This window comes from Brevibacillus fulvus, assembly GCF_016908525.1.
Classification (GTDB): Bacteria; Bacillota; Bacilli; order Brevibacillales; family Brevibacillaceae; genus Brevibacillus_G; species Brevibacillus_G fulvus.
In genome coordinates this window covers 1-25,877 of record NZ_JAFBEB010000003.1, presented here as the reverse complement: position 1 = coordinate 25,877, position 25,877 = coordinate 1, and the positions used below count along the sequence as shown (strand labels likewise).

The window sequence follows — 25,877 nt, the reverse complement described above, 5'->3', positions numbered from 1 at the left end:
TCTCATTCGCACTTGTCTATTGGCAAGGCCGCTTCAAACTCGATTTCGGTCGGATACTGTCCGGTAAAGCAAGCCAGACAGTGGCCCCGGTTGGGCGAATCATCGTTGCGGCCGATCGCCTCGATCATCCCTTCTACTGACAAAAAGGCAAGCGAATCCGCTCCGATAAACCGCCGGATTTCCTCAACTGACTTGGAAGCGGCGATCAACTCTTCGCGCGACGAAGTATCTATTCCGTAAAAGCAAGGATTCATGACCGGCGGCGAGCTGATGCGCACATGCACTTCCTTGGCGCCCGCTTCCCGCAGCATACCGACGATCCGGCCGCTGGTCGTCCCTCTGACAATCGAGTCATCCAGCATGATTACCCGTTTCCCCTCGACGACTTTGCGGACCGCTGACAGTTTTAAATGAACCGCTCTCTCCCGCAATTCCTGGGTCGGCTGGATAAAGGTGCGCCCGATGTAACGATTTTTGATCAACCCGATCTCGTACGGGATGCCGGTCGCTTCCGCATAACCGATCGCTGCGGAAATGCTGGAATCAGGTACACCCGTGACGACATCGGCCTGAACAGGAGCTTCATGCGCCAGTTGTTTGCCGAGCCGTTTTCTGGCCAGGTGAACGTTGATCCCGTCAATATCGCTGTCCGGGCGGGCAAAATAAATGTATTCAAACGTGCAAAGCGAGCGGCTGACCTTTTCGGCAAACTGGCTTGTATGAACCCCGTGTTCGTCGATGACAATCAGTTCGCCGGGCTGCACATCGCGCCAATATTCCGCGCCAACGATATCGAAAGCGCACGTCTCCGAGGCAACACAGATGGCATCTCCGAGCAAGCCGAGCGAGAGCGGCCGCAATCCGTTTGGATCAAGCGCAATAATCAATTGCTTCTCGTTCATCACCAACAGCGCATAGGCTCCCTTGATATGCTGCAGCGCTTCTTTGACCGCTTCGGGGAGCTTTTCGCTTTTGGCCCGCGCGATCAAATGGGCAATCACTTCCGTGTCGCTGGTTGTCTGAAAAATCGAGCCTTTTGCCTCCAGTTCCTTGCGCAATTGCGATGCATTGACCAAATTGCCGTTGTGCGCCACCGCCATGCTGCCATAGGCATAGCGGAAAAACAGCGGTTGCGCGTTTTCGATTTTGCTAGAGCCTGCTGTCGTATAACGGGTATGGCCAATGGCGATGTGGCCGCGAAATTTCTCCAGATCGCCTTTGCCAAACGCTTCGTTGACCAGACCCATCCCGCGATGTTTATACCAGTTTTCCCCGTCGGATGCGCAGATCCCCGCGCTCTCTTGCCCACGGTGCTGCAGGGCGTGAAGTCCCAGATAGGTAACCTGTGCCGCATCGCGGTGCTGGTAAATCCCGAACACGCCGCATTCTTCATTTAATTTATCCCAGATTACCCGATCAAACATGGAATCGCATCCTTCCAAGCTGCTTTCAGTTCCGAAAGCGGCGAATTGATGACTTCCCCTCCGTTGATCGAGACAACTAACCGGTCACCACCAGTTGTTCCGATTGCCGCAGCCTTGACCTGAAGTTGTTCGGCCATTGCCAACACCTTCTCCGCGTTTTCCGGGGAAACACTAAGCAAAATCCGTGATTGTGACTCGCTGAACAGCGCAACGTCGGCACGCAATTCCGTCTGCAGCTCGATGGTTGCCCCGATTTCTTCCCCGAAGCAGCTTTCCGCAATCGCTACGCCCAGACCGCCTTCCGCCAAATCGTGCGCCGATTTGACCAATCCTTGGCGAATCGCTTGCAAAACCAGTCCCTGTACGGCTGCTTCCCGTTGCAGCTCGAGCTTGGGCGGACGTCCGGCAATGTTGCCTGTCGCTAGTTTTTGATACTCGCTTCCGCCTAATTCCGCAAATGTTTCCCCCAGCAGAATGACAATATCGCCCCCGGCCTTGAAATCTTGGGTCGTAATATGATCCGTATCGGTAATCAAACCGACCATGCCAACGGTCGGCGTGGGATAAATGGCGTCTCCGCTCCGTTCATTGTAAAAGGAGACGTTTCCGCCGATAACCGGCGTATTTAATACGCGGCACGCTTCACTCATCCCGTCCACCGCTTTTTCAAACTGCCAAAACACCCCTGGTTTATCCGGGCTGCCAAAGTTGAGGCAATCGGTGATCGCCAGCGGTTCAGCGCCGGAGCAAACAACATTGCGCGCCGCTTCCGCAACAGCGATCGCTCCGCCAACCTGCGGATCGAGGTACACATAGCGGCCATTGCAGTCCGTGCTCATCGCCAATGCTTTGCGCGTGCCGCGGATCATCACAACCGCCGCGTCCGAGCCTGGTTTCACCGCCGTTTGCGCCCGCACAATATGATCATACTGCTCATACACCCACTGCTTGTTGGCAATTGTCGGTTGCGCCAGCAGTTCTTTGAGCGTTTGCCGCAGATCTTGCGGCTCATCAATCACCGCCAACGGGTCCACTTGCTCGTTTTCCAGATAATAAGCTGGCACTTCCGAAGGTTTGTAGTAGACAGGCGCTTCCTCGGCCAAACTGTCAACAGGCACTTCCGCGACAACTTCACCTTTGTGCACGAGGCGCAGCAATCCATCGTCAGTCACCCGGCCGATCACGGCAGAGCGCAATCCCCATTTGTCAAAAATCGAGATGACTTCGGCTTCCCGGCCCTGCTTAGCCACGACCAGCATCCGCTCCTGTGATTCGGACAGCATCATTTCGTACGCGGACATCCCCGCTTCCCGCTGCGGCACTTGATCCAGGTCCAACTCGATCCCGTTGCCCGCTTTGGAGGCCATTTCCGCGCTGGAGCAAACCAATCCCGCTGCACCCATATCCTGAATTCCGACAATCGCGTCGGTTTCGATCAATTCCAGCGTCGCTTCCAGCAGCAGCTTTTCCATAAACGGATCGCCCACTTGCACGGCTGGCCGTTTTTTCTCCGACTGTTCATTTAATTCTTCGGAAGCGAAGGTCGCGCCATGAATCCCGTCGCGGCCTGTGCTGGCGCCGACATAAATCACCGGGTTGCCGATACCGGTGGCAACGCCTTTCTGGATCTTGTCATGGTCGATCAAGCCGACACACATCGCATTGACCAACGGATTCCCTTCATAGGTGGCATCAAACGCTACTTCACCACCCACAGTGGGAATGCCGATGCAATTGCCGTAGCCGGCGATCCCCTCAACGACATGTTCAAACAAATATTTGACACGCGGATTGGTCAATTCGCCAAAACGCAATGAATTTAACAAAGCAATCGGGCGCGCTCCCATGGAAAAAACGTCGCGAATAATACCGCCCACCCCGGTAGCGGCTCCTTGATAAGGCTCAATCGCTGAAGGATGATTGTGACTTTCGATTTTAAACACGACAGCCTGATTGTCGCCAATATCGACAATGCCCGCGCCTTCGCCTGGACCTTGCAAGACGCGTTCCCCTTTGGTCGGGAAACGGCGCAGGACCGGCTTGGAATTTTTATAGGAACAGTGTTCGGACCACATCACACTGTACAGACCGATTTCTGTCCAGTTTGGCTGACGGCCGAGCAGGTCAAGAACTCGTTGAAACTCCTCATCAGTCATCCCAAGCTCGCGATACAATTTTTGGTCGGCGATTTGTTCGGCGGTTGGTTCTTTATGCGTTAATTGCGGCACCGTTCTGCTCCCTCCAAGTCTTCAAGATCGAACTGAAAAGTCGCTTTCCGTCATCCGAGCTCATCCATTGATGGACAGCGCGCTCCGGATGCGGCATCATTCCCAGCACATTTCGGCGTTCGTTGCAAATTCCGGCAATATTTTCGATGGAACCGTTCGGATTTTCCCCTTCATAGGTAAACACAATTTGCTTGTTTGCTTTCAGGCGGGCCAACGTTTCCTGGTCACAATAGTAATTGCCTTCCCCATGGGCGATCGGGATCTGGATGATCTCGTTTTCCGCATAATCAGCCGTAAATGGAGTTTGGTTGTTTTCCACCCGCAGCGGCACCATTTTGCAGCGATATTTCAAGGAACGGTTGCGCAGCATCGCCCCCGGCAATAGCCCCGTCTCCAGCAGAATCTGGAATCCGTTGCAGACGCCAAGAATCAATTTGCCTGCGTCCGCCGCCTTGGCCACCTGTTCCATCACTGGCGAAAAGCGGGCAACCGCTCCGCAGCGCAAATAATCGCCGTAGGAAAAGCCTCCTGGCAATAAAATAACGTCATACGCGGCAAGATCGGTTTCACTGTGCCATACGTACTCGACCGGCACCTGCATGATGTCTTCTACAGCATTGAACATTTCCAGGTCGGCATTGGAACCGGGAAATACAATAACGGCTACTTTCATCATCAGCCCTCCACGATTTCAAAACGATAGTCTTCGATCACCGTATTGGCCAGCAGTTTTTCCGCCATTTCCCGCACGCGTTCAACCGCTTGCTCGCGATCATCCGTTTCCAGTGCCACTTCCATATATTTGCCGATCCGTACATCCGCAACTTCCGCAAAACCGAGCGTGTGAAGCGCTCCCTTCACAGCGCTTCCCTGCGGATCAAGAACACTTTCGCGCAAAGTCACATAAACGATTGCTTTAAGCATGAATATCTCCTCCCAATCGGTGCAGCATCTCCTGATATGCTTGTTCCACATTGCCCAAGTCGCGGCGGAAGCGATCTTTGTCCAGCTTTTCCTTGGTCTTTGCATCCCAGAACCGGCAAGTGTCCGGGGAAATTTCATCTGCCAACAGGATCCTTCCGTCTTCAGTGCGGCCGAACTCCAGTTTGAAATCAACCAGCAACACATTCCGTTCCGCCAAATACGCCTTCAGTATTTCATTAATTTCCAGACCTTTTTGTTCCAGCTCGGCCAACTCCGCGGAAGTGGCGATCTCCAACACCTTGATGTGCGAATGATTCACCAACGGATCGCCCAAGGCATCGTCTTTATAGTAAAATTCAACAACCGGCCGCGGCAGAGCAGTTCCTTCAGCCATCCCCAACCGTTTCGCCAGGGAGCCGGCAGCCAGGTTGCGAACAACAACCTCCAGCGGAATTATGTCCACTTTCCGTACCAATTGTTCGTTAGCTGACAATTCTTCAAGAAAATGGTTGTCAATGCCGCGATTTTTCAGCAAGCGAAAGAAAATCGAGGTAATCCGGTTATTCAGCGTGCCCTTCCCTGCGATCGTCCCCTTTTTTTCGCCATTAAAGGCAGTGGCGTCGTCTTTATACGCGACCCAATACTTATCCGGATCAGAAGTGCGAAAAATCTTTTTGGCCTTCCCTTCGTACAGAAGTTCCTGTTTTTCCACCGCAATATTCTCCTTCCCAGCTAAAAGGATTAAATTATCCAGCATTTCACGAACATTACATACAAATTAAAACACAAATATACGCTTTTTTCAATGGAAGATATCGAGTGTGAATTCGACAAATGTTCGGTTTTTTGAGTTTGCCCTTTACAGCAAGGAAATGGTTCCCGTTCGTTTATGTGGTACACTGTTTATAAAAAGCGAGGAAGTCCAAGAGAGAGGAAGCTGTGAAGGATGTATTCATTTGAAGTCTTGTTTCCGACACGAATTATTTTTGGTGTCGGCGAATTAAATCGATTAGGCCAAGAAGCAAAAACGCTGGGCAAAAAGGCTCTGCTCGTTACCGGCGGAACCTCCGCCAAAAAAACCGGGTTGTTGCATCGGGTGGAACAACTGCTGCAAGCTGCCGAAGTTCCTTTTGTCTTGTTCGACCGCGTAGAGCCCAATCCACGAACAACCACGGTCGATGCAGCTGCCCGGTTGGCCCGGCTAGCAGATTGCGATTTTCTGATCGCTGTCGGGGGAGGTTCGGTGATGGATGCGGCCAAAGCGATCGCGGCTGCCGCTTATTCCGGCAAACCTATCTATGACTATATGCGGGGCAATCCAGCGAATGTCGGGAAGGAACTCGTGTCGATCAAGGAGGCGCTTCCGCTGCTGACTGTGCCAACCGTTGCGGCCACCGGTTCGGAGGCAAATGGAACCAGTGTCCTGACTCACTGGGAAACACATGAAAAATCATCGATCAATGGCCCAGGCTTAATTCCGAAGATCTCGATTCTCGATCCTGCGCTCACCTACACGGTGCCGGCGCATGTAACAGCCGAAGCTTGCGCTGACATCTTCTCCCACATTTTTGAAGCTTATTTAATCAGCAAAGGCTATACGCACATCCAGGACGGCTTGGCGGAAACGTTGATCCGTGAGTTGGTTCGTTTCTCGACGGTGGCCATAAACGACCCGTCCAATGAAGAAGCTCGCGCCACTCTGCTCTGGACAAGCACCTTGGCGATCAGCCCGTTTACGCTCGGCGGACGCGGCGCGGGTTTCCCGCTGCATAAACTGGAACACACCTTGAGCGGTTATCATGACATCGCGCATGGCCGCGGCTTGGCGATTTTGGCGATTCCCTACTTCCGGCAAGTCATCCTGCAAGATCGCCCCGATCGACTGGCGAGAATGGGCCGAAACTGCTTCGGCATCACCGAACAAGATGACCGCACCGCGGCCGAAGCCGCCATTGAAGCGGTCAGCCGCTGGTTTGAGCAGCTGGGCATCACGCAAAAGCTGTCCGATTTCGGCATGTCCAGAGACGAACTTTTGCCGATGGCAAAGGACACGATCCGCATCAACGGGCAAGGCACTGATCATATCGTCAGTTCGCGCCCGTTGCGTGTACAAGATGTGCTTGCGATTTATGAAGCTTGCTATGAATAAAAGGCAGTCTCATCCTAAGAAGAAGCTGCGCTGCACAGAACAAAAGGCAATAAACAAACAGAAGAGAGCACCCATATATGAGTGCTCTCTTTCAAATTCATCCGGCTTACAAGAGGTTTTTCACCATGTAATGGTATTTCCCCCCGCTGATTACCTTGTCTTTTCGCGTACGATACCCCAGCTTTTGATACAATTGATAGGCCCGGATGTTTCCATGCTCCACATTCAGGGCAATCGTTTCAAATCCGCGTTGCCTCGCTTTCTCCTCAACCGCCCGGATCAATTGCGAACCGATCCCTTGACCGCGGACATTGCGGTCGACACAAAGCGCATCAATGTAATAATCATCGAGATCGGCTTCCCGATCGATCGTGATGGCGGAATCCTGCTTCAACCGTCGCAAGCGCTCCACAATCGGCTGATCGAGCATTTCCGCTTCACTGCCGTGATACGAGACGACCATCCCGACCACTTTGTCCCCTTGCACTTTTACATCAGTCTGCCGGTAGCTGAGCCGGTTTCGTTCTGCAGTAAAAAAGGACTGCAAAATTTGCTGTTTTTCCACTGGCTCAGCCGTTCCTGCAAGTGTCGTGCCGATATGCTCCAGCACTTCCGCAAGCAGCAGTGCCGCTGCTGCCGCATCTTCTTTTTTTGCCTGTCTGATGCACATATCCGTTTCCTCTCTTACTGTTCCCTATCCGGAACCGCGTACGATCAGTTCCGGGTGGAAAATCACTCGCTTCGGTTCATCCTGTAAACCATGAATTCTCTGATGCAAAAGTTCGGCTGCATAAGTACCGATCAAACGCGGAAAACCGGAAACTGTCGTTAATCCCGGCGGAATCATCGACGATTCAGGAATATTGTCAAATCCGACAACCGGAAATTCGGCCCCCGGAGTCAAGCCGACCTCCCGCAAGCGTGTCATCACACCAAAAGCGACCAAATCGTTATAACAAAAAACGGCAGTAGGCGGATTAGGCAATTCAAGCATGTCACGGATCAGTTGATAACCGCCTGCGGCCGAAGCCGGTCCTTCTTTGACCAACTGTTCGTCAAATTCAATGCCCGCTTCGTCCAGAGCCTGGCAATAGCCCTCTCTTCGCTCCCACCAGGAAGAAGCTGCGGTTGGCCCGCCAATATAGGCGATCCGCCGATGACCTTTGTCGAGCAAATGCTTGACCGCGATTTTCGCCCCTTCCAAGTAATCAATCCCTACATAATCATATCCGTGATTGGCGATTCTTCGCGTCGCCAGCACGATCGGAATATGAAACCGCTGGAGCAATGCGAGCGTCTTCTCCGAGCTTTCCAGCACCGGACTGATAATAATCCCGGCGATCCGATACTCCAGCATCGTAGATAGAAGCATTTCCTGCTTTTCCAAAGAATCCTGGGTTGTTCCCAGAATGACGTTATATCCTTCCTTGTCCAAGGCGCGGTGAACGCCAATCAGTAATTGCGAAAAGTAAGGATTGCCGATATCGGTGATGATCAAAGCGACCGTGTTCGATTGATTGGACCGCAGATTGGCGGCTGTTCTGTCGTAGACATAGCCGAGTTCCTCTATCGATTTTAATACTTTTTGACGGGTCGTTTCCGAAACGTTATTCGCTCCCCGTACAATCAATGAAGCTGTCGCCCGCGACACCCCTGCATGGTTGGCAACATCCTGCAAGGTGACTCGCGATCGTTTTTTTGGCATCCGTCCATCTCACCCACTTGCTACTTATCGTACTTCTCTGCTGCTCGGAACCATAGTTTTTACATTTCTTACAAGTATAAACCCAACACCGGTTTTGTCAAATCATCAGGATTTTTGCCGAAAAAAAAGCCAAACAAGAAGTCGCTTCCCGTTTGGCTCATCTATGGACAAATGTTGATCGTATTTCCTCTCAGCAGAAGGTCTGGCTAAAAACCATGCTGAGCAAGTACGTATGGCAGTACGCACTTAACATAATAGAAGAAAGGAACAAGTTCATGACGAAGGCATCATGCACAGAACTAACAGATTGACAATCAGATGGCTGCTTCATTGAAGCAAATGCCGTTCAACCGATGTTATACCAAAGGACCGCCTGTTTTCAAATACTTTTCAATCCCCTCAGCAGCACGATAAGCCAAAGCGGCTACAGTACCGGTAGGGTTGGTAGCGGAGTTGTGAGGGAACGCATTTGCTCCAGGAACGAAGACGTTTTCGCAATCCCACATTTGCAAGTAATTGTTCAACGCACTTGTTTCCGGATCAGCACCCATGATCGCGCCGCCAACGTTGTGCGTCGATTGATAACTGGTGGAATCGTAATCTTTCAGTTTACCACCTTGTTTGACTTCTTTCGCTCCCATTTGTTTGGCAACAGCCGCTGTTTTTTCACCGAGGAATTTGACCAAGTTTCGATCCTGATCGGTCCAGTTGAAAGTCATGCGCAAGATTGGATCACCATACGCATCGCGATAGGTTGGGTCCAAATCGAGATAGTTGTAGCGGTTTGGCATACAGGAAGCCGATGCGCCAATGGCAATCGATTTGTTGGTGTACTCCAAAGATTTTTCTTTGAATTCTCTGCCCCAACCAGGTGTGCCGTCAGGAACATTGTTCGTTTTGATTGGCAAGTCGCCTTTTGCACTCAGCTTAATTTGTCCGCCGTGAATAAAATTAAGTTCACTATGGTCGAACAAATCGCCATTGAAGTCGTCAGCAGCCATGGCCAGCGCACCGGTACCGGCATACAGATTGAACTGTTGATCAAAGAAAGCTGTTGATTTACCGGCGGTCGATTGATAAGTGTAGTTTTTCCCGATAACACCTTGGCCGGTAGTCGGATCATAAGGACGGCCGAGTTTGGAATTGAGCAAGATTTTCACGTTCCCGAATGTCCACGCACTCAGCACAACAACTTCCGCTGGTTGGATAAATTCTTCGCCAGTCAACGTGTTGATATAAGACACGCCCGTTGCTTTGCCGTCTTTGTGCAGGACGCGGCGAACAACACTGTGGGTTCTGATTTCGTAGTTTCCGGTTTTCTTCGCGACAGGGACAACCGTAATCGTAGGATCGGATTTTGCGCCGTATTCGCAACCGAATCGTTCACAGAATCCGCAGTATTGGCATGCATTGATCGTCATTCCATCAGGATTGGTGTAGATTTCCGACAAGTTGGCCGAACCGGAAATGTATGGGTGCATTTTCAAATCAAGCGCCGCTTTTTTGAACAGTTCCATAATCGGCGTCATCATCATCGGTTTGGTTGGCCATTTGAACTTCGGCAAACCTGGATGCGGATTTTCTTCCCCGGAAATCCCGGAAGTTGCTTCCCACATTTGGTAATATTTTTCTAATTCCTCATAAGTAATACCCCAGTCTTGCACGGTCATGTCTTGCGGAATTTTCGCTTTGCCATAACGGTCAACGGTTTGCGAATAGATTTCAAAGTCATACGGCAAAAAGCGAGTAACCGAACCGCTCCAGTGGTTGGCAGAACCACCCACTCCATCGCCGATCAGGAAAGAACCCCACTCACGCATCGGCAACGCTCTTTGCTTCATGTTGTGACGGATACTGACCGTATCTTTGGAAATATCGGTCATCAATTCATATCTTTCCGAATAGCGCAATTCGTCATGTCCGAAGAAGTAGTCAGAGGTGGAACGTTCTCTTCCGCGTTCGATCCCGACCACTTTATAACCTTTTTTGGTCAATTCAGCGGCGATAATACCGCCAACCCAGCCAACGCCGACCGTAACGATATCTACTTTTGGCAGTGTTTTAGCCATGGTAACATCTCCCCAAATTATTGTTTATGTTGCGAATGCAAACTTTGCGGGTCCATTTTGACAAACTCTTTGCTGGTGACAACTTTCGTATAGTTCATTTGGTGGCCAGGGAAGTTTTTCATTTTCCAGCCTGCCATATCCTTATTGCCGCCATACATTGGGTCGGCATAGACACCTTCCATTGTCAGCCCTTTCAGCAAATCAAAAAACATGCTGGCATTCGCCGCGCCGTTCAATTTGACTTTGTCATCTTCCACATCTTTCAAAATTTCGATTTGTTGTTCTTCGGTCAAATCGTAAAACTTTACATCCGCTTTTTCTTTCGTGGAAAAACGCTTGGCCGCTTCCGCATTCAACGCTTCCAATCCCAACAAAAAGATTTGCTGCCTGTTCAAGTGGGTTTGGTACCCTTGTTCGGGCACGGCTTCCGCAAAATAGAACGGACCGCTCATATATTCTTTCGTATTCAGGCCGTATGCTCCGCCCAATTGATGGTCCATGTAGTAGGCAACCAACAATTCTTTTGCGCCAGGGCCGGATTCCGTTTTTGGAAAAATCACTTCCGCAGCCGCTTCAGCGATTTTGAATTGTTCCTGGTTAAAGAACATTAACGCTTGATTGTAGTTTTCCGCAGTTGTTGCGGCAGCATGCTCATGCTCCTGGACAGCCGGTTGCTGCCCGTTCTTGCCCATCAAGGCACCGCCGACAACCCCGCCAACAACGAGGCCTCCTATTGCGAGACCAGAATTTTTGAGAAATTCACGTCGAGAATTGCTTTTTGCTTGTTTTTCGTCTCCCACAGCAGTTCCTCCCTCTTCCCGATTCAAAAATAATATCTGTCTATATAGCTCTACAAAACACAGCTCTATAAAACTGTCATTAGATCGATCTAATAGATCAGTCTAATTTAACAACATTAAAATATTATTCCCAAAGTTGAAAGTTTGTCAAACTCTTTTCTTTGGGATTAAAAGGTGTTACTCCGTTAGCGAATTGCCTGCTTCAAATGCTGTAAATATCTGGAGCGAATCAGCCAAAAATAGATGATTTGCACAACGAGAAAACTGGCCAGCACCATTGCCGCCGGCTGGAAGATAGAAGTTACCCCCAGAAGCTGCAGCATGTTCTGCAAGGAAACAAAGGCGACCGCACTATGAATGACCGCCACCAGGATGGGAATGAAAAACAGCAAAGCAATCTGGGTGGAAACGATCCGCGACAGCTCCTTTTCCGTCAGGCCCAATTTCGTGATCGCGCTGTATTGTCGTTGGTCATTTGGCAAATCGGTAAACAGCCGGAAGTAGAGAAAACTGCTCGCCGCCACAAAAAACAAGACGCCGACAAACAGCATCATGTTGGCCATTTGCTTCATTGGGTAATATGTCCCCGCTCGCGAGTCAAAGTCTATCTGATATTCCTCACTCGGCCGAATCAAGGTTTCCATTTGCTTTTCCAACTCCAGCGTCTCCGGCCAGTTGTCTGTCTCGTAACCGACAAACACTCGCTCGCGATCGGCAGCAAGCCGATGATAGGCTTCATCGCTGACTAGATAAGTCGCCGAGCCAAAAGCGCCCACTTGGTAAATATTCCGTTCTTTACCGATTACCATCAATTGGCTTCCGTCCGATAAGGTGAGCTGATTCGGTTCATCTCCGCCGATCGCATTGCTTAGGCGAATCGTTTCCACTGGCCCCAACCGGGTCGGAAGGACGCTGGGCGCCGCATTCGCCGCTTGCAAATAATCAGAGAGTTTGACGAACGATGCGGACGCTTCTCCCCCCTCAATCTCCTGCATCCGAAGCGTTGCCGTATATCGCGTAAAAGCAAAACCTCTTTGCCGCAAACCATTTTCAATTTCGCTCAGATGGGCCGCTTCCCAAGGATTTCCTTTAAGGGAAGAATAGGAGAACGCAAATGGTACCATCTGCTCAGCCGAAGTTTTGATGGAAATCGCATAACAGGCCAAAGTGCCGATTGCACAAAAAGCCACGGTGGAGACGATACTGACCAGAAAGAACATCCGGGCATTGTCCTTCATTCGATATGCCAAATCAGACAATGTGATCAAATGGGTGCGCCGCCAAAACAGAGCGCGATTCCGCTTTAACAAGCGAATCGCATACACGCTGACCTGGGTAAACAGAAAATAAGTGCCCACGATGACAAGCGTGCAAACCGGAAACAGCAACAGGGGTACATAGGCCCCCTCCGCTGTGATCGCTAATACCGCTGCCAAGAGCGGCGCATCTCCCAACGGCTGCATCAGCTCCTCAAGCGACTGAGCTGGGCGGCTTAGCCGCCGGTAAAGTTCGCGGTGGCGCAAATAGCGGATCACGAAGAAAGCGCCGCAAAAAAACAGCGCCAAAAAAGCCGTATAGCACACAATCGAGAGATGCCAGTAACCATCCAGCCAAAAAATAAACAAAAACAAAAACAGTTGCAGAAGAAATAAGGCCATAAAGCCGAGCTGATCACGAAGAAACAGTTTCATCCGGGTCCCTCCAAACCGCCTTCAATCGGTAACCGGAACCGCGTACGGTCTCAATGACCCCCTCCAGCGAAAGCTCTTTCAACTTGTTGCGAACGCGAGTGATATATACATTTAAGGTATTTTCATCGACAAACTGTTCGTCCCAAAGCTTTTCCAGCAGCCGCTCCCGGCTTGCCACCCGGGGATACTGGCTTAGCAGCACTTCCAGCAGCAGCGCCTCTTTCTTGCTGACTTCCACTTTACTCTGCCCAAACACCAGCTCCATGCGTTCGGGAAAGAGGACCAATCCGGCCACTTCAACCTTGCGTTCCTTGTCGATGAACGAATATTGCCCATAGGCGCGGCGAAGCTGACTGTTGATTTTCGCCAGGAGGATATCATAGTCAAACGGCTTCGTCACATAGTCATCGGCTCCATTTTCCAGAGCCATCACCTGATCCATCTTGCTTTCCCGCGCGGAAATGACCACGATCGGGCAATTGGAAACCGTCCGTATCTGCCTGCACCAATAAAAGCCATCGTATTTCGGCAGGTTAACATCGAGCAATACCAGCTCGGGGCGGGTTGCTTTCACCTCATTCAGCACTTGATCAAATCGGATCACCTGGACAGTGCGGTACCCGTATTTTTCCAGCTGTTCCCGCAGCAATTGGACGATTTTGCTGTCATCTTCGACAATCATGATGGTCGCCACTCTCACCATCTCCTTCCCTGTTCATTTCCTCTTCCCCCGCTCTATCAAAAAAGGGATGGTTCCCGTTCGGCCATCCCGCTTCAGTTCGTAATCATCGTTTGTAATTTTTTCATCGCCCGATAATGGAGCAATTTGACCGCAGAATGGCTTTTCCCCAATATTTCGGCGATTTCTGCCAGCTTCAGTCCTTGCTGGTAACGTAAGGCTAGCACCTGCCGGGTATCCTCCGACAAAGCGGAAACCAGCTCCCATAGCCGGGCGGATTGTTCCTTTTCCAACAGCCGCTGCTCCGGTTGATGCTGCTCCTCCTCAGCAATTCGTCCGAAAGATTCCTCTTTGGCGGGAATCTCTTTTTTTCGGCGCAAATAGTCAATAAATGTATTGTGCGCAATCCGAAACAACCAGGCTCCAAAAGGATTCTCCCGGTTATATTGATCCAGTTTGGCAAATACCTTCACAAAAACAGCGGTCGTCAAATCCTCGGCATCCCAGCGATTGCCGACCCGGTTGGCAAAGTAGCGGTAAACACGCGCCGAATACGCGGCGTAGATCTGCTCGTAGTGAAGCGTTAAACTCATTTTCCTGCTCCCTTGTTTTTTTCCCATTTTAATGGAAAAACCCGTATGAAGCCAGCGAGTTATATTTCAGCATCCTTACAGGATTGTAAGGTTTCTTTTCTCGTTTCCGGCAAGCTCTCAGGCGATTGCACATGTATCTTACTTATTTTAGCAAAAAAATAGAGGGAAAGATCCCTCTATTTTTTCGCAGTCAATCCTGTTTTGTTGTCAACAAGCGGTTTACAGCAAGCCTAACCGTTCAAAGATCATATCGACATGTTTTAAATGGTAGCGGTAATCGAAGCAGTCATCAAGTTCTTCTACTGTCAACAATCTTTTTACCGTCTCGTCTTGCCCGATGATTTCTCGGAAAGAGCGTTGTTCCTCCCAAGCCTGCATCGCTCTTGGCTGTACGGTGTCATACGCCTGCTCCCGGCTTAATCCTTTGTCAATCAGTTTCAACAGGACTTGTTGCGAGTAGATCAAACCAAAAGTGCGATCCATATTGCGTTTCATATTTTCCGGGAAGACCGTCAAATTTTTGACGATATTCATAAAGCGGCGCAGCATATAGTTCAGCAATTGCGTTGCGTCAGGCAAAATAACCCGTTCTACGGATGAGTGGGAAATATCCCGCTCATGCCACAGTGGAACATTTTCGTACGCAGACAGCATATGTCCGCGGATGACGCGGGACAGACCAGAAATATTTTCGCAGCCGATCGGATTGCGTTTGTGCGGCATGGCCGATGAACCTTTTTGCCCTTTGGCGAAAGGTTCCTCCACTTCACGGATTTCGCTTTTTTGCAGACCGCGAATTTCGGTCGCAAACTTGTCCAGCGAAGTTGCGATCAAGGCGAGTGTGGCCATATATTCGGCATGACGGTCACGCTGCAGCGTTTGCGTCGAGATGGGAGCAGGTTGCAAGCCCAACTGTTCGCAGACGTATTTTTCAACAAACGGATCGATATTGGCATACGTCCCCACCGCGCCGGAGATTTTGCCGTAAGCGACTTCTTCCTTCGCCTGGCGGAAACGTTTCAGGTTGCGCTTCATTTCTTCGTGCCAGAGCGCCAGTTTCAAACCAAACGTGGTTGGCTCGGCATGAACGCCATGCGTACGCCCCATCATCACCGTATCTTTATATTCACGCGCTTTGTCGGCGAGAATGGCGATGAAGTCCTCCAAATCTTTTTCCAAAATACGGTTTGCCTGCAGCAGCAAATAGGACAGCGCGGTATCGACTACGTCGGTTGACGTCAAGCCATAATGCACCCATTTCTTCTCTTCGCCCAATGACTCCGACACGGCGCGGGTAAAGGCAACCACATCATGTCTCGTCTCCGCTTCAATTTCATAAATGCGCTCTATTTGAAAACTGGCCTTTTCCCGCAGTTTCTGGACGTCCTCGGCCGGAATTACCCCCAGTTTCGACCATGCTTCACAGGCCAAAATCTCCACTTCCAGCCATGCCTTGAATTTATTTTCTTCGGTCCAGATAGCCCGCATTTCCGGCCGCGAATACCGTTCGATCATCGATTAATCCTCCTCCCAAATTTGCAAAGCAGAAATGGCCGCCAGCGCATCTTCGACAGAATCGGCCAGTACATTGAAATGTCCCATTTTTCGTTTAGCCTTTGCTTCATCTTTTCCATATAAGTGAAGTTTACCAGAAGCCGGCAGATTTGCCACGTTTGCCAGAACCGCTTCAAGCTGCTCCCCCAAAATATTGACCATAACGACAGGAGACAGCAGCTTGGTTGAACCAAGCGGAAGATCGCAAATCGCTCGCACATGCTGCTCAAATTGCGAAGTGACACAAGCGTCCATCGTATAATGGCCAGAGTTATGCGGACGCGGTGCCAGTTCATTGACATAAATCGTTCCGTCAGCGGTTAGAAACATCTCCACGGCAATCAATCCGACCACATTCAGTTTTTCGGCTATTTCACCGGCGATTTTTGCCGCCCGTTGCAAAACTTCCGCGGATGTTCGCGCCGGAACGATGGACATATGAAGAATATTTCCGCGATGGATGTTTTCAGCAGCAGGAAACGTAGCCATTTCCCCGGAAACACTGCGTGAGGCAATTACGGACAATTCCATGACGAACGGCACGAATTGCTCTACAATCAGCTCTGCTCCACTGGCAGCCAGCAATTCATACGCCTCGGCAACCTGATGCGATTCTCGCAAAACGTACTGGCCTTTTCCGTCGTAGCCGCCCGTTGCTGTTTTCAAGACGGCCGGCAAACCGAGCTCGGCAATCGCTTGGGCCAACTCGTCCTGACTGGCGATAACGCGAAACGGAGCGACCGGAATGCCCAATGACTGAATCGCTGTTTTTTCCTTGATCCGGTTTTGCGTAATGCGCAGCAACTGGCTGCCTTGAGGCACAAATGATTCGGCTTCGAGCACTGCGGCCACCTCGGCGTCGACATTTTCAAATTCATATGTGATGACATCACTCAGCTCCGCCAGGCGCAGCGCCCCCTGCACATCATCATACCTGGTGACAATCTGCTGATCGGATACTTGTCCACAAGGTGAATCAGCGGTCGGGTCAAGCGTAACAAAGCGGTATCCCATTGCCCGCCCTGCCAGCGCGATCATTCGGCCCAACTGTCCGCCGCCCAAAATGCCGATCGTGGAACCCGGTTTGGTTACTTTGCTTCTCCCGTTCACAGTTCGCCCGCCTCCAGCACTGTTTGTTTCACTGCCTCGCGTCTTGCGGTAAAACGCTGTTGTATATCAGGATATTTAATCCCCAAAATTTGGGCGGCAAGCAGTCCGGCATTGATCGCTCCGGCTTTGCCGATCGCAACGGTCGCCACAGGCACTCCCCCCGGCATTTGCACGATCGAGAGCAGGGAATCCAGCCCATTCAATGCCGCTGATTTAACCGGAACACCGATGACCGGCAGCTCTGTTTTTGCCGCAACCATGCCCGGCAGATGAGCGGCGCCCCCTGCCCCAGCGATAATCACTTCCAACCCGCGCTCTTTCGCCGACGCTGCATATTCAAACATCAAATCCGGCGTGCGGTGAGCGGAGACGACCTTTTTTTCATAAGGAACTTGCAGTTCATCAAGGATCGAGCACGCCTCCTGCATCGTTTCCCAATCAGAGGTACTGCCCATGATTACCCCAACCAAGGGTTTCGTCATGTAGATTTTACCCCCTTCTTTTGTAATTCATAAAAAAATGAGTCCCTCCGTAGTGTAACAAGCAGCAGAAGCGACTGTCAACGCTGTTTCCGAACAATCTGTTCGAAATAGAAAGTATTATTCGGTATTTATCCCAACAAAAAAACGCCTCCGTATTTTTCAACGGAAGCGTTTGACCAATCGCGCAATCGCAGTTGCCTATTCGCGCAGCCAGATAAAGTAGATCAAAAAGATAAAGAACAGGACATACATAACTGGATGTACTTCTTTTGCTTTTCCTTTGAAGATCATGGTGATCGGATAAACGATAAAGCCGGTGGCAATTCCGGAAGCGATGCTGTAAGTGAGCGGCATCATCAAGACCGTCAGAAATGCAGGCAAAGCCACTTCCATTTCATCCCAAGCAATTCGCGCCAGATTGGAAGCCATCAGCACCCCGACGATGATCAACGCCGGTGCGGTCACCGCAGACGTGACCACGGTAAGCAGCGGTGAGAAAAACAATGCGACCAGGAAGAGAATCCCTGTGACCACGGACGTAAAACCGCTGCGGCCGCCCGCTGCTACCCCTGCCGTCGACTCCACGTAACTGGTGGTGGTTGATGTGCCAAGTATCGAGCCCGCCAAACCGGCGATCGCATCGGAAGCCAGCGCCCGTCCCGCTTGAGGCAGTTTGCCGTCTTTCAGCAAACCTGCCTGGCTGGCCACGCCCACCAGTGTACCGGTAGCATCAAAGAAATCAACAAACAGGAATGTAAAGATGACGATCAGCATTTTGCTGCTGAACAGGGTGGACCAATCAGCCAGGTAAGGAAACGCTGCGCCAAACGTCGGAGCGAGACTTGGCGGTGCGGAAAATACTTGTTTCGGCAGATCCACCAAGCCGAAGATCATTCCGACAATCGCCGTTATCACCATGCCGATAAAGACAGCGGCATTGACTTTGCGAGAAATCAAGATCGCTGTGACGACGATGCCAAAAACGGCAAGCAGCGCATTTTTTGCCGCAAGAATTTGTTCCGGTTCCATCCCTTGATGGAAAGAAAGATGGCCCAAAGCGACAAACGTGGCCGGATCAGCGACAACAATCCCGGCATTCTTCAAACCGATAAAGGCGATAAACAGTCCGATTCCTGCAGAAGTGGCATATTTTAAGCTTTGCGGGATCGAATTGATGATTTTTTCGCGAACACCTGTCAAGGACAAAATCAAGAAGATCGTACAGGAGACAAAAACGCCGGCCAACGCCTGTTGCCAAGGAATCCCCAGCGTCAAGACAACCGTGTAAGTAAAAAATGCATTAAGACCCATTCCCGGCGCTTGCGCGATCGGCAATCGCCCGACAAAAGCCATCACCAATGTCCCGATTGCTGCCGCCAGTGCTGTTGCAGTAAAGACCGCATCAAACGGCGGATAATTGGCTTTAACGCCAGCTGGCAAATCGGCTCCGCTCAGTACAAACGGATTTACTGCCAAAATGTAAGCCATGGCAAGAAACGTCGTAATGCCGGCGATGATTTCCCGCCGATAGTTGGTGCCCAACTTGTCAAACTCAAAATATTTACGCACCTGGTCCTTCCCTCCATTTTTGCTTTTCCGTAAAAAAGAAAAAAGGTCGAGCGCAGGAGATCAGCTCGACCCAACAGAAAACACCCGGGGATATTGATAAGATAAATGCATGAAACGTCCCATTGTGGTTTCTGTCCGCAGCCAACCTGCTCCTCTCAAGCGTATTCTTGAGATCATACGAACCTTCAATCCTCTTTACTATTCACAATGAGAAGTGTACCAATACATTTATCAGCTGTCAATGAAAAACACGAACAATTTACAATATCCTGATGTTTAATATTCGCTTATTCTATTCCCACTCAATCGTTGCCGGCGGCTTGGAGGTAATATCATAAACAACGCGGTTGACATTTTCCACTTCATTGACAATCCGTGTGGAGATCTTCTCCAATACCTCCCACGGGATTCGCGCCCAATCCGCGGTCATTCCGTCAATGGAAGTTACTGCGCGAATGCCGACGGTATAAGAATACGTCCGGACATCCCCCATCACCCCGACGCTTTTCATCTCCGGCAACGCGGTGAAATATTGCCAGATCTCCTTGTCCAAACCGGCCTTGGCGATCTCATCCCGCAAAATCGCATCGGATTCACGAACAATCGTTAATTTTTCTTCCGTTACTTCCCCAAGCACGCGGATACCCAGACCTGGTCCCGGGAAAGGTTGACGCCAGACAATTTCATCCGGCAAGCCCAGCTCTTTGCCCAATTTGCGCACTTCGTCCTTGAACAGCGTCTTGAGTGGTTCAATCAAGGTAAAACGCATATCTTTCGGCAATCCGCCAACGTTGTGGTGCGATTTGATTGTATGGGCGGTTGCCGTCCCGCTTTCTACAATGTCGGTATATAAGGTTCCTTGTGCCAAGAAATCCATATCGGTCAATTTCGCCGCTTCTTCATCGAACACATAAATAAACTCGTTGCCGATAATTTTCCGTTTCTGTTCCGGATCGGTTACACCGCGCAGTTTATTCAGAAAACGTTCGCGGGCATCGATCTTGATCACCTTCATCGAGAACTTGCCGACAAACGTTTCCATTACACTTTCCGCTTCCCCTTTGCGCAGCAGACCGTGATCAACAAACATGCACGTCAGCTGATCGCCGATGGCCCGGTGAATCAGTGCCGCGACCACGGAGGAATCCACGCCGCCGCTCAACGCGCAGAGCACTTGCTTGTTGCCCACTGTCTCGCGGATACGCTTGATTTCATCCTCAATAAAGCTGGTCATGCTCCAGTTGCCGCTGCAGCCGCAAACATTAAACAGGAAGTTGGCGATAAATTCATTTCCTTTTTGCGTATGCCGCACTTCCGGGTGAAACTGAACGCCGTAAAATTTGCGCGCCTGGTCGCTGATCGCGGCGATCGGACAAGCGTCGCTGACCGCATCAATCTGGAATCCGCTCGGCAGCTCGACCACCTTGTCGGAGTGGCTCATCCAGACCACTTCGTTTTCATTCCACTTTTCATAAAGGCTGTGCGGTTGATGCAAACGGACTTCCGCTTTGCCGTATTCGCGCACCCCGGCCCGCTCAACCTTGCCGGACAGCAGATGGGTCATCAGCTGCATTCCATAGCAAATTCCCAGAATCGGCACTCCGAGTTCAAAAATCGCCGGGTCGACGTGAGGCGCTCCTTCTTCATATACGCTGTTAGGGCCGCCGGAGAAAATAATTCCTTTCGGCTGCAATTCCTTGATCTTGTCGACTGAAGTGTTGTACGGCAACAACTCGCTGTATACTCCCAAATCGCGGACGCGGCGGGCGATCAACTGATTGTACTGCCCTCCGAAATCAATGACCACGACCATTTCCAAAGGCTTGTCCATGGAATAAATCCTCCTTGTTCCGTTTCCTTGCTTTCAGATTGGATCATCCGTCCTTACGGCATTCAGCCAAAAAAAAACAGGGTGCCTACTCCCGGAAGAGAGGCAGAGTCCCCGTCTTTGTACTTTTTGTACATCCAGCCGCAGCACTCCCCTCGTAGTCGTCCAATTTACGGTCAGACGGTAGAAACTTACAGGCCATATCCCTGAGATTATACGAGATGATCTATTGATCGTCATTCTAGCAGACTGCGGGTAAATGTTCAAGGTTTCAATTGTTGCGATAATTGTTCCAAGATTTTGTTGGCAATGGCCCTTGCCTTGCCCTCCATTTGTTTGGTGCCATATTGCACGCGCTCGTACATTTGCGTCAAATACCATAAATCTTGCCGCTTTTCGCCGGAAACAGACAAGCGGTTTACATATTCCCGCAACGTCTCTCCCTCATGGCGCGTATAAAAAATCCGTTCCAGCATTTTGAGCAAGACCTGGTACTTTTGCGTAAATTGCTCTTCCTGATACTCGCTCAACTGTCGTCTCAGCCACCAAACGAGCAAATGGCGCCGTTTGATCCAGAGCAGAATGACGCCGGCGATCGCCGCGACAAGCGGGATCGCGATAAACGGCCAGGAGTGGCTTTGACCAGAAGCGGCGGTGTCCGTCATCGCTTCCAGCTCCTCCAGCCGACCGTTGCTTACGCTGTCTCGATCTTGGTCATTCAATTGCGGCACCGGCAAATTTTGCTGCTGTTGCTCATTTTGCAGATCGTGATTGATGCGGATCGGCGAACTAAAGGTGGCAGTCGCTTCAAACGGAATCCAGCCGTAATTCGGAAAGTACACTTCCACCCAAGAATGCGCGTCCCGATTCTGCACCTCGATGATCTCTGTGCCGTCCCCTTCTGTTTGCACGCTTGTTCCCGGCGCAAAGCCTTTTACCCATCTGGCGGGAATCCCGATCGTACGCAGCATCACTGCCATCGAGGTGGAAAAATGATCGCAGTAGCCGCGATAGCTTTCAAACAAGAACTGATCGACAAAATCCTGTCCTTCTTCGGGAATGGGCACATCCTTCGTTTCATAGCGATACTTGCCGCTGTTGCGCAAATACGTGGATACCGCTTGCACCTTTTCATAGGGAGTTTTCGCTTTTTGCGTGATCTGCTGTGCGAGTTGTTTGACGCGCGGCGGCAGAGTGGCAGGCAGCTGCAAGTAATGCTGTTTGATCGATGCGGGATAGTCGGTCCCCGCCTCCAGCATGTTTTTCTCGCTCAAAATCGGCACTTCCGCCGTCAGCCGGTAATTGTTCAATTTCAGCCGCACAGCGCTGGGCTTTTCCACTTGCTGCTGGCGCTGTTGTTCGCGCAGCTCTCGCGAACGGATACGGTACATTTCCGTCCCGTTCCTTATGTCCAGCGATTGGCTGATCCGGTCATACAAAATCGTCGCGTGCTGCGGCGTATAGTGATCCAGTTTGGTCAGTTGACCGGGATAAAAAATCGTCGAATATTTTGCCTCCCCATGAAAATCAAGCGTGGCGTGAACTTCTTTCGTCTCCATATTTTCAAACAGTTGATCCGTCCAGGTATATTCATTTGGCTTCAAAATCGCTTCCCGATCGGAAACCGCTTTTTGCCAGCCTTTCCCGGTATACATATCCTTGGAATCGCCCCGCCAGTACGTACGCTCATTGCTGATCGCCGTAAACACAGGGGTGTTATCCTGAATAAACGGTCCGCCCAGTTGCTCGTCATTGTTGTCGTAGCCAACCTTGCTCATATAGACAGTATTGTCCGCCTGTTGCTTGGTGAAATACGCAACCGGATCCGGCCAACTAGGCGCTTTCTTGGGACCGGCATAAGCCAGGCCGACCGTGATCGCGATAATGAGCAAAGGAGCCAGCAATGCCCCCCAAAAACGAAAGCTTTTGCTTTTGGAACTCGCGGCCAATTTGCCCATCGATTGCAGATGAAGCACCGCGATCAGCATAAAGCCGAGCACAAGCGTGCGCATGATCGAGCCATCCGCGTCATATGGCATAAAAGTATCCAGCGTGGCCAGGTAAGCTTCTTCCAAAAAGACAAACCATAGCCCCTGTTTATGCCCCAAGACGAGAAAGGCCAGCAAGGAAACCAGCGCGGCCAGCAGAATATAAAACAGCAGATTGCGGGAAATCAGGCTCATCTCCGTCCAGTGCATCTGAAACAGAAAAGGCAAGTCATGCGACAGCCGTGCCGCCACCGCCTTCAACCAGGCCAGTTCCCAAAACGGTGTGACAAAATAATTGTAGTAGAGCAAGGTAAAGATACCGAGCAGTTTGATAATAGCCGTAAACCAGCGCCATTGCACCAGCAGATCAAGCAGCAGCACCCCTGCGATGAGCACCAGGAACTCGCCAAGATCGCCCGTATCGGTTAAAGCGTTCAGCGGAAGCAGCCATTCGCGGAGCAGCCAGAAAAACAGAAACGCGGCTGCCCACTCCAATGGTTGAAACGGTCTAAGAAACGGTCGCGCCAAATTGAGCACCTCCCACATTTCTCAGTTGTTCATAATCGCGGTAATAAAGCGATTTACAGCTGATTCTGCTTGCTTCCAACAGTTGCAGCATTTTTTTCTCCCCTTGCCCCAGCGTTGGCTGCTCATGGAGCAAAAACAACTGGATTTTCCGTCCACTAGCAGCCAGGCCAAGCAAGGCGCTGATCAACGGTTTTTGCAAGGAGGCGGTGACTACGACGAGCGAGACTCCATGAGCCAACTCCAGCGACTGGCTGCTGATCAATCGGGCAAAAGAGGCTTCCCCGGTCGGCATCACTCTGGCCAACTGGTCAAATATGCGGAAATAGTGAGTTTGCGTATTGGCAGGAGGAATGATCGTCTTTTCCTGCTGCTGACAGATCAATCCATAATGATAATTTTGCCGGCTGGCGAAATCGACCAGGCCCGCTGTCAATTTCACTGCCACTTCAAATAAACGGTTTGGGTCGGTCGCCGCCGGAAAAGTCCGCTTTTCCACATCAAGGAAAAAGACCAGTTGATTCATCACCTGCTGCTCAAATTCTTTCGTCTTCAAGCCCAAGCCGCGGGCCGTTGCTCGCCAGTGGATTTGGCTCAACCGATCACCGCGCTGGTATTCGCGTATTCCGCGAACGGAGGCGACATCATCCGAACGGCGATGCGAGACGTGTATATGCCCGCTCATTTTGCCATCCTCTGTCGGCCAATGACCGATCTGGCGAAATTGCGGATAAACGAGAAAGTCATTGTCGATTTTCACCAATTTCCTTCGTTGAAAAAAGCCAAAGTAATCCCCGGCAAGAATCGTACATTCCCGCAGTTGATAATAGCCGCGGGGAACGTTGGGAATCAGATAACGAATCTCGATCTCCCGGCGAAACCAGGGAAACAGCAGGTGGCGATGTTCTTCATATACACCGGCCAACCGTTCGGGCAAACGGTCAATGACAACGTTCCAGCCAAGCGGAAACCAGATCTTCCTTTTCAACCGGATGGTCACCGTCAAATCATCGCCATCCCGCAAGCGATTTCGTTCAATCGTGCGGGTTACCTCCAATGTCCGAAAAGCCAAAACATAAGCAAGCGACTCATAACAGAACAACGACAAGCTGCTGTAAAACAAAAACCAGCTGGCAAATCCCCCCTGAAATTTCGCAAAAACATAAGTGACCGCTAGCAGCAAAATGATTTTTGTCTTGCCATATTTAAATTGTCTCATCATTTCACCGCCTAGTTCATCGGTACACGCGTGTCTGCCAGCAACCCTTCAACCAAGCGTTCCGTTGTCATCCCGTCCAGTCGTGCCTCCGGTTTAAGAATGATCCGATGCTTGAAAATAAACGGAGTCAGCTCTTTTACATCATCCGGAATGACATAGTCCCGTCCACGTACCAAAGCCAATGCCTGAGCCGCTCGATACAAAGCAAACGTTCCGCGCGGGCTGACCCCGAGATAGACGTTGCTGTGTTGTCGGGTGCGCTGGCAAAGTCTGATCACATACTCCTTGATTCCTTCACTGACTTGAATCAGCGCCGCTGTTTGCTGGAGCTGAATCAGTTCCTCCACGGAAACAATCGGTTCCAGCGATTCAATCGGATGCTGGCCTGATAAACGGGTCAGCATGGTCAATTCCTGTTCCGGCGTGGGATAGCCTAATTGAAGCTGCAGCAAAAATCGGTCCAACTGCGCTTCCGGCAACGGGAACGTCCCCTCATATTCAAGCGGATTTTGTGTAGCCATGACGAAAAACGGCTGATTTAACGGATAAGTAGTCCCGTCGATCGTAACAGAATGCTCCTCCATCGCTTCCAGCAAGGCTGACTGTGTTTTCGGAGACGTTCGGTTGATCTCGTCAGCCAGGATGACATGCGCAAAAATCGGTCCCGGGCGGAATTCAAATTCCAGCGACCGTTGATTAAAAATGGATACCCCTGTCACATCTGTGGGCAATAAATCGGGAGTGAACTGAATCCGTTTGAACTCCCCTCCGATAGAGCGAGCTAGTGACCGTACCAGCATCGTTTTTCCTACCCCTGGGACATCTTCCAGCAAAATATGACCTCTGGCCAGTAAAGCGACAATGCTCATCTCAATGACATGCCGCTTGCCGATTAGCACTTTTTCAATATTATCGATCAGGTTTTCAATCACTTCCCGAGAATGATCCACTTTCACCATCGCCATGCCAACAACTCCTATTCATCTTTTGTTTCTTCTTATTATTCGTATAATTTGATACTTATAAACAAAACGGAGTGATTTGCTGAACTTGTATTGTAAGCCCATATATATGTGCCATCGAACGGAAAAATGGATTCGAAAATTTGCTCGATAATTTTAAAGTACTGGAACAGCCACTCCGTTACAAGGGAAAATCCAGTTATATTTTCAAAATTTGAACATTTCCCGTATTGTTTGGTCGATCGCTCGAAAACCTTTTGTATATATGAGCCATTTGCATAAATCTAAACCCTTGAGCAACAAGGTTTTCTGAGCATAAAAAAAGGACTTCACCCCGACTTGGAGAAGTTTTTCGGTGACCAAACCAAAAACCCCAGA

21 protein-coding genes and 1 riboswitch are annotated in these 25,877 nt (G+C 50.5%); of the genes, 1 reads left to right on the top strand and 20 read right to left on the bottom strand.

What is annotated here, in order from left to right; genetic code table 11:
• Window positions 1-2: 2 nt before the first annotated feature.
• The 5 genes from purF to purC are packed head-to-tail and all read right to left on the bottom strand — an operon-like array spanning window position 3 to window position 5,288.
• Complete coding sequence (gene purF, locus JOD01_RS05465) at window positions 3-1,424, bottom strand: amidophosphoribosyltransferase (RefSeq protein ID WP_204517255.1); 1,422 nt, start codon at window positions 1,422-1,424, stop codon at window positions 3-5.
• On the bottom strand, window positions 1,409-3,652 hold the full coding sequence (gene purL / locus JOD01_RS05460) for a phosphoribosylformylglycinamidine synthase subunit PurL (protein ID WP_204517254.1): 2,244 nt from the start codon (window positions 3,650-3,652) through the stop codon (window positions 1,409-1,411). The genes purF and purL overlap by 16 nt, the downstream gene beginning before the upstream one ends.
• Window positions 3,633-4,325: a phosphoribosylformylglycinamidine synthase subunit PurQ gene (gene purQ / locus JOD01_RS05455; protein WP_204517253.1), complete on the bottom strand. Its 693-nt coding sequence runs from the start codon at window positions 4,323-4,325 to the stop codon at window positions 3,633-3,635. The genes purL and purQ overlap by 20 nt, the downstream gene beginning before the upstream one ends.
• 2 nt (window positions 4,326-4,327) lie before the next feature.
• On the bottom strand, window positions 4,328-4,576 hold the full coding sequence (gene purS, locus JOD01_RS05450) for a phosphoribosylformylglycinamidine synthase subunit PurS (RefSeq protein ID WP_204517252.1): 249 nt from the start codon (window positions 4,574-4,576) through the stop codon (window positions 4,328-4,330).
• Window positions 4,569-5,288, bottom strand: coding sequence for a phosphoribosylaminoimidazolesuccinocarboxamide synthase (purC, locus tag JOD01_RS05445; protein ID WP_204517251.1), 720 nt, complete (start codon window positions 5,286-5,288; stop codon window positions 4,569-4,571). The genes purS and purC overlap by 8 nt, the downstream gene beginning before the upstream one ends.
• Window positions 5,289-5,522: 234 nt before the next feature.
• Between purC and JOD01_RS05440 the strand changes: the two genes are divergently transcribed.
• Window positions 5,523-6,725 carry an iron-containing alcohol dehydrogenase gene (locus JOD01_RS05440; RefSeq protein ID WP_204517250.1) on the top strand — a complete coding sequence of 401 codons (1,203 nt, stop codon included), beginning with the start codon at window positions 5,523-5,525 and terminating at the stop codon, window positions 6,723-6,725.
• A gap of 106 nt (window positions 6,726-6,831) precedes the next feature.
• On the opposite strand, the gene JOD01_RS05435 is transcribed toward JOD01_RS05440, so the two are convergent.
• From JOD01_RS05435 to JOD01_RS05365, 15 genes are all read right to left on the bottom strand, one after another.
• Window positions 6,832-7,395: a GNAT family N-acetyltransferase gene (locus JOD01_RS05435; protein ID WP_204517249.1), complete on the bottom strand. Its 564-nt coding sequence runs from the start codon at window positions 7,393-7,395 to the stop codon at window positions 6,832-6,834.
• A 24-nt stretch (window positions 7,396-7,419) separates the two neighbouring features.
• On the bottom strand, window positions 7,420-8,430 hold the full coding sequence (locus JOD01_RS05430) for a LacI family DNA-binding transcriptional regulator (RefSeq protein ID WP_204517248.1): 1,011 nt from the start codon (window positions 8,428-8,430) through the stop codon (window positions 7,420-7,422).
• A 356-nt stretch (window positions 8,431-8,786) separates the two neighbouring features.
• On the bottom strand, window positions 8,787-10,499 hold the full coding sequence (locus tag JOD01_RS05425; protein ID WP_204517247.1) for a GMC family oxidoreductase: 1,713 nt from the start codon (window positions 10,497-10,499) through the stop codon (window positions 8,787-8,789).
• Between the two features lie 17 nt (window positions 10,500-10,516).
• Complete coding sequence (locus tag JOD01_RS05420; protein WP_204517246.1) at window positions 10,517-11,299, bottom strand: gluconate 2-dehydrogenase subunit 3 family protein; 783 nt, start codon at window positions 11,297-11,299, stop codon at window positions 10,517-10,519.
• Window positions 11,300-11,484: 185 nt separating this feature from the next.
• Entirely contained in the window at window positions 11,485-12,990 is a 1,506-nt protein-coding gene (locus JOD01_RS05415; RefSeq protein WP_204517245.1) for an ABC transporter permease, read from the bottom strand.
• Window positions 12,971-13,684 carry a response regulator gene (locus JOD01_RS05410; RefSeq protein ID WP_204517244.1) on the bottom strand — a complete coding sequence of 238 codons (714 nt, stop codon included), beginning with the start codon at window positions 13,682-13,684 and terminating at the stop codon, window positions 12,971-12,973. Before JOD01_RS05410 ends, JOD01_RS05415 begins: the two co-directional genes overlap by 20 nt.
• A gap of 80 nt (window positions 13,685-13,764) precedes the next feature.
• Entirely contained in the window at window positions 13,765-14,262 is a 498-nt protein-coding gene (locus JOD01_RS05405) for an RNA polymerase sigma factor (protein ID WP_204517243.1), read from the bottom strand.
• Between the two features lie 219 nt (window positions 14,263-14,481).
• Window positions 14,482-15,777: an adenylosuccinate lyase gene (gene purB / locus JOD01_RS05400; RefSeq protein ID WP_204517242.1), complete on the bottom strand. Its 1,296-nt coding sequence runs from the start codon at window positions 15,775-15,777 to the stop codon at window positions 14,482-14,484.
• 3 nt (window positions 15,778-15,780) lie between these two features.
• Window positions 15,781-16,926, bottom strand: coding sequence for a 5-(carboxyamino)imidazole ribonucleotide synthase (gene purK, locus JOD01_RS05395; protein WP_204517241.1), 1,146 nt, complete (start codon window positions 16,924-16,926; stop codon window positions 15,781-15,783).
• The gene (gene purE, locus JOD01_RS05390) at window positions 16,923-17,408 is read right to left on the bottom strand and encodes a 5-(carboxyamino)imidazole ribonucleotide mutase (protein WP_204517240.1); all 486 of its coding nucleotides are present in this window, start codon (window positions 17,406-17,408) and stop codon (window positions 16,923-16,925) included. Before purE ends, purK begins: the two co-directional genes overlap by 4 nt.
• 198 nt (window positions 17,409-17,606) lie before the next feature.
• Window positions 17,607-18,977 carry a solute carrier family 23 protein gene (locus JOD01_RS05385; RefSeq protein ID WP_204517239.1) on the bottom strand — a complete coding sequence of 457 codons (1,371 nt, stop codon included), beginning with the start codon at window positions 18,975-18,977 and terminating at the stop codon, window positions 17,607-17,609.
• A gap of 292 nt (window positions 18,978-19,269) precedes the next feature.
• Entirely contained in the window at window positions 19,270-20,808 is a 1,539-nt protein-coding gene (gene guaA, locus JOD01_RS05380) for a glutamine-hydrolyzing GMP synthase (protein WP_204517238.1), read from the bottom strand.
• Window positions 20,809-20,943: 135 nt separating this feature from the next.
• Window positions 20,944-21,045, bottom strand: a riboswitch (purine riboswitch).
• Between the two features lie 23 nt (window positions 21,046-21,068).
• Window positions 21,069-23,330 carry a DUF4129 domain-containing transglutaminase family protein gene (locus tag JOD01_RS05375; protein ID WP_420829071.1) on the bottom strand — a complete coding sequence of 754 codons (2,262 nt, stop codon included), beginning with the start codon at window positions 23,328-23,330 and terminating at the stop codon, window positions 21,069-21,071.
• Entirely contained in the window at window positions 23,302-24,537 is a 1,236-nt protein-coding gene (locus JOD01_RS05370) for a DUF58 domain-containing protein (RefSeq protein ID WP_204517236.1), read from the bottom strand. Before JOD01_RS05370 ends, JOD01_RS05375 begins: the two co-directional genes overlap by 29 nt.
• 11 nt (window positions 24,538-24,548) lie before the next feature.
• The gene (locus JOD01_RS05365) at window positions 24,549-25,502 is read right to left on the bottom strand and encodes an AAA family ATPase (RefSeq protein ID WP_204517235.1); all 954 of its coding nucleotides are present in this window, start codon (window positions 25,500-25,502) and stop codon (window positions 24,549-24,551) included.
• Window positions 25,503-25,877 lie beyond the last annotated feature (375 nt).

Excerpts from the sequence above, each read along its gene's own strand:
- JOD01_RS05365 (WP_204517235.1), bottom strand. The coding sequence starts at position 25,502 with ATGGCGATGGTGAAAGTGGATCATTCTCGGGAAGTGATTGAAAACCTG.
- guaA (WP_204517238.1), bottom strand. The coding sequence starts at position 20,808 with ATGGACAAGCCTTTGGAAATGGTCGTGGTCATTGATTTCGGAGGGCAG.
- purE (WP_204517240.1), bottom strand. The coding sequence starts at position 17,408 with ATGACGAAACCCTTGGTTGGGGTAATCATGGGCAGTACCTCTGATTGG.
- JOD01_RS05405 (WP_204517243.1), bottom strand. The coding sequence starts at position 14,262 with ATGAGTTTAACGCTTCACTACGAGCAGATCTACGCCGCGTATTCGGCG.
- purQ (WP_204517253.1), bottom strand. The coding sequence starts at position 4,325 with ATGAAAGTAGCCGTTATTGTATTTCCCGGTTCCAATGCCGACCTGGAA.
- JOD01_RS05370 (WP_204517236.1), bottom strand. The coding sequence starts at position 24,537 with ATGAGACAATTTAAATATGGCAAGACAAAAATCATTTTGCTGCTAGCG.
- JOD01_RS05415 (WP_204517245.1), bottom strand. The coding sequence starts at position 12,990 with ATGAAACTGTTTCTTCGTGATCAGCTCGGCTTTATGGCCTTATTTCTT.
- purB (WP_204517242.1), bottom strand. The coding sequence starts at position 15,777 with ATGATCGAACGGTATTCGCGGCCGGAAATGCGGGCTATCTGGACCGAA.
- purF (WP_204517255.1), bottom strand. The coding sequence starts at position 1,424 with ATGTTTGATCGGGTAATCTGGGATAAATTAAATGAAGAATGCGGCGTG.
- purS (WP_204517252.1), bottom strand. The coding sequence starts at position 4,576 with ATGCTTAAAGCAATCGTTTATGTGACTTTGCGCGAAAGTGTTCTTGAT.
- JOD01_RS05425 (WP_204517247.1), bottom strand. The coding sequence starts at position 10,499 with ATGGCTAAAACACTGCCAAAAGTAGATATCGTTACGGTCGGCGTTGGC.
- JOD01_RS05435 (WP_204517249.1), bottom strand. The coding sequence starts at position 7,395 with ATGTGCATCAGACAGGCAAAAAAAGAAGATGCGGCAGCAGCGGCACTG.
- JOD01_RS05430 (WP_204517248.1), bottom strand. The coding sequence starts at position 8,430 with ATGCCAAAAAAACGATCGCGAGTCACCTTGCAGGATGTTGCCAACCAT.
- JOD01_RS05440 (WP_204517250.1), top strand. The coding sequence starts at position 5,523 with ATGTATTCATTTGAAGTCTTGTTTCCGACACGAATTATTTTTGGTGTC.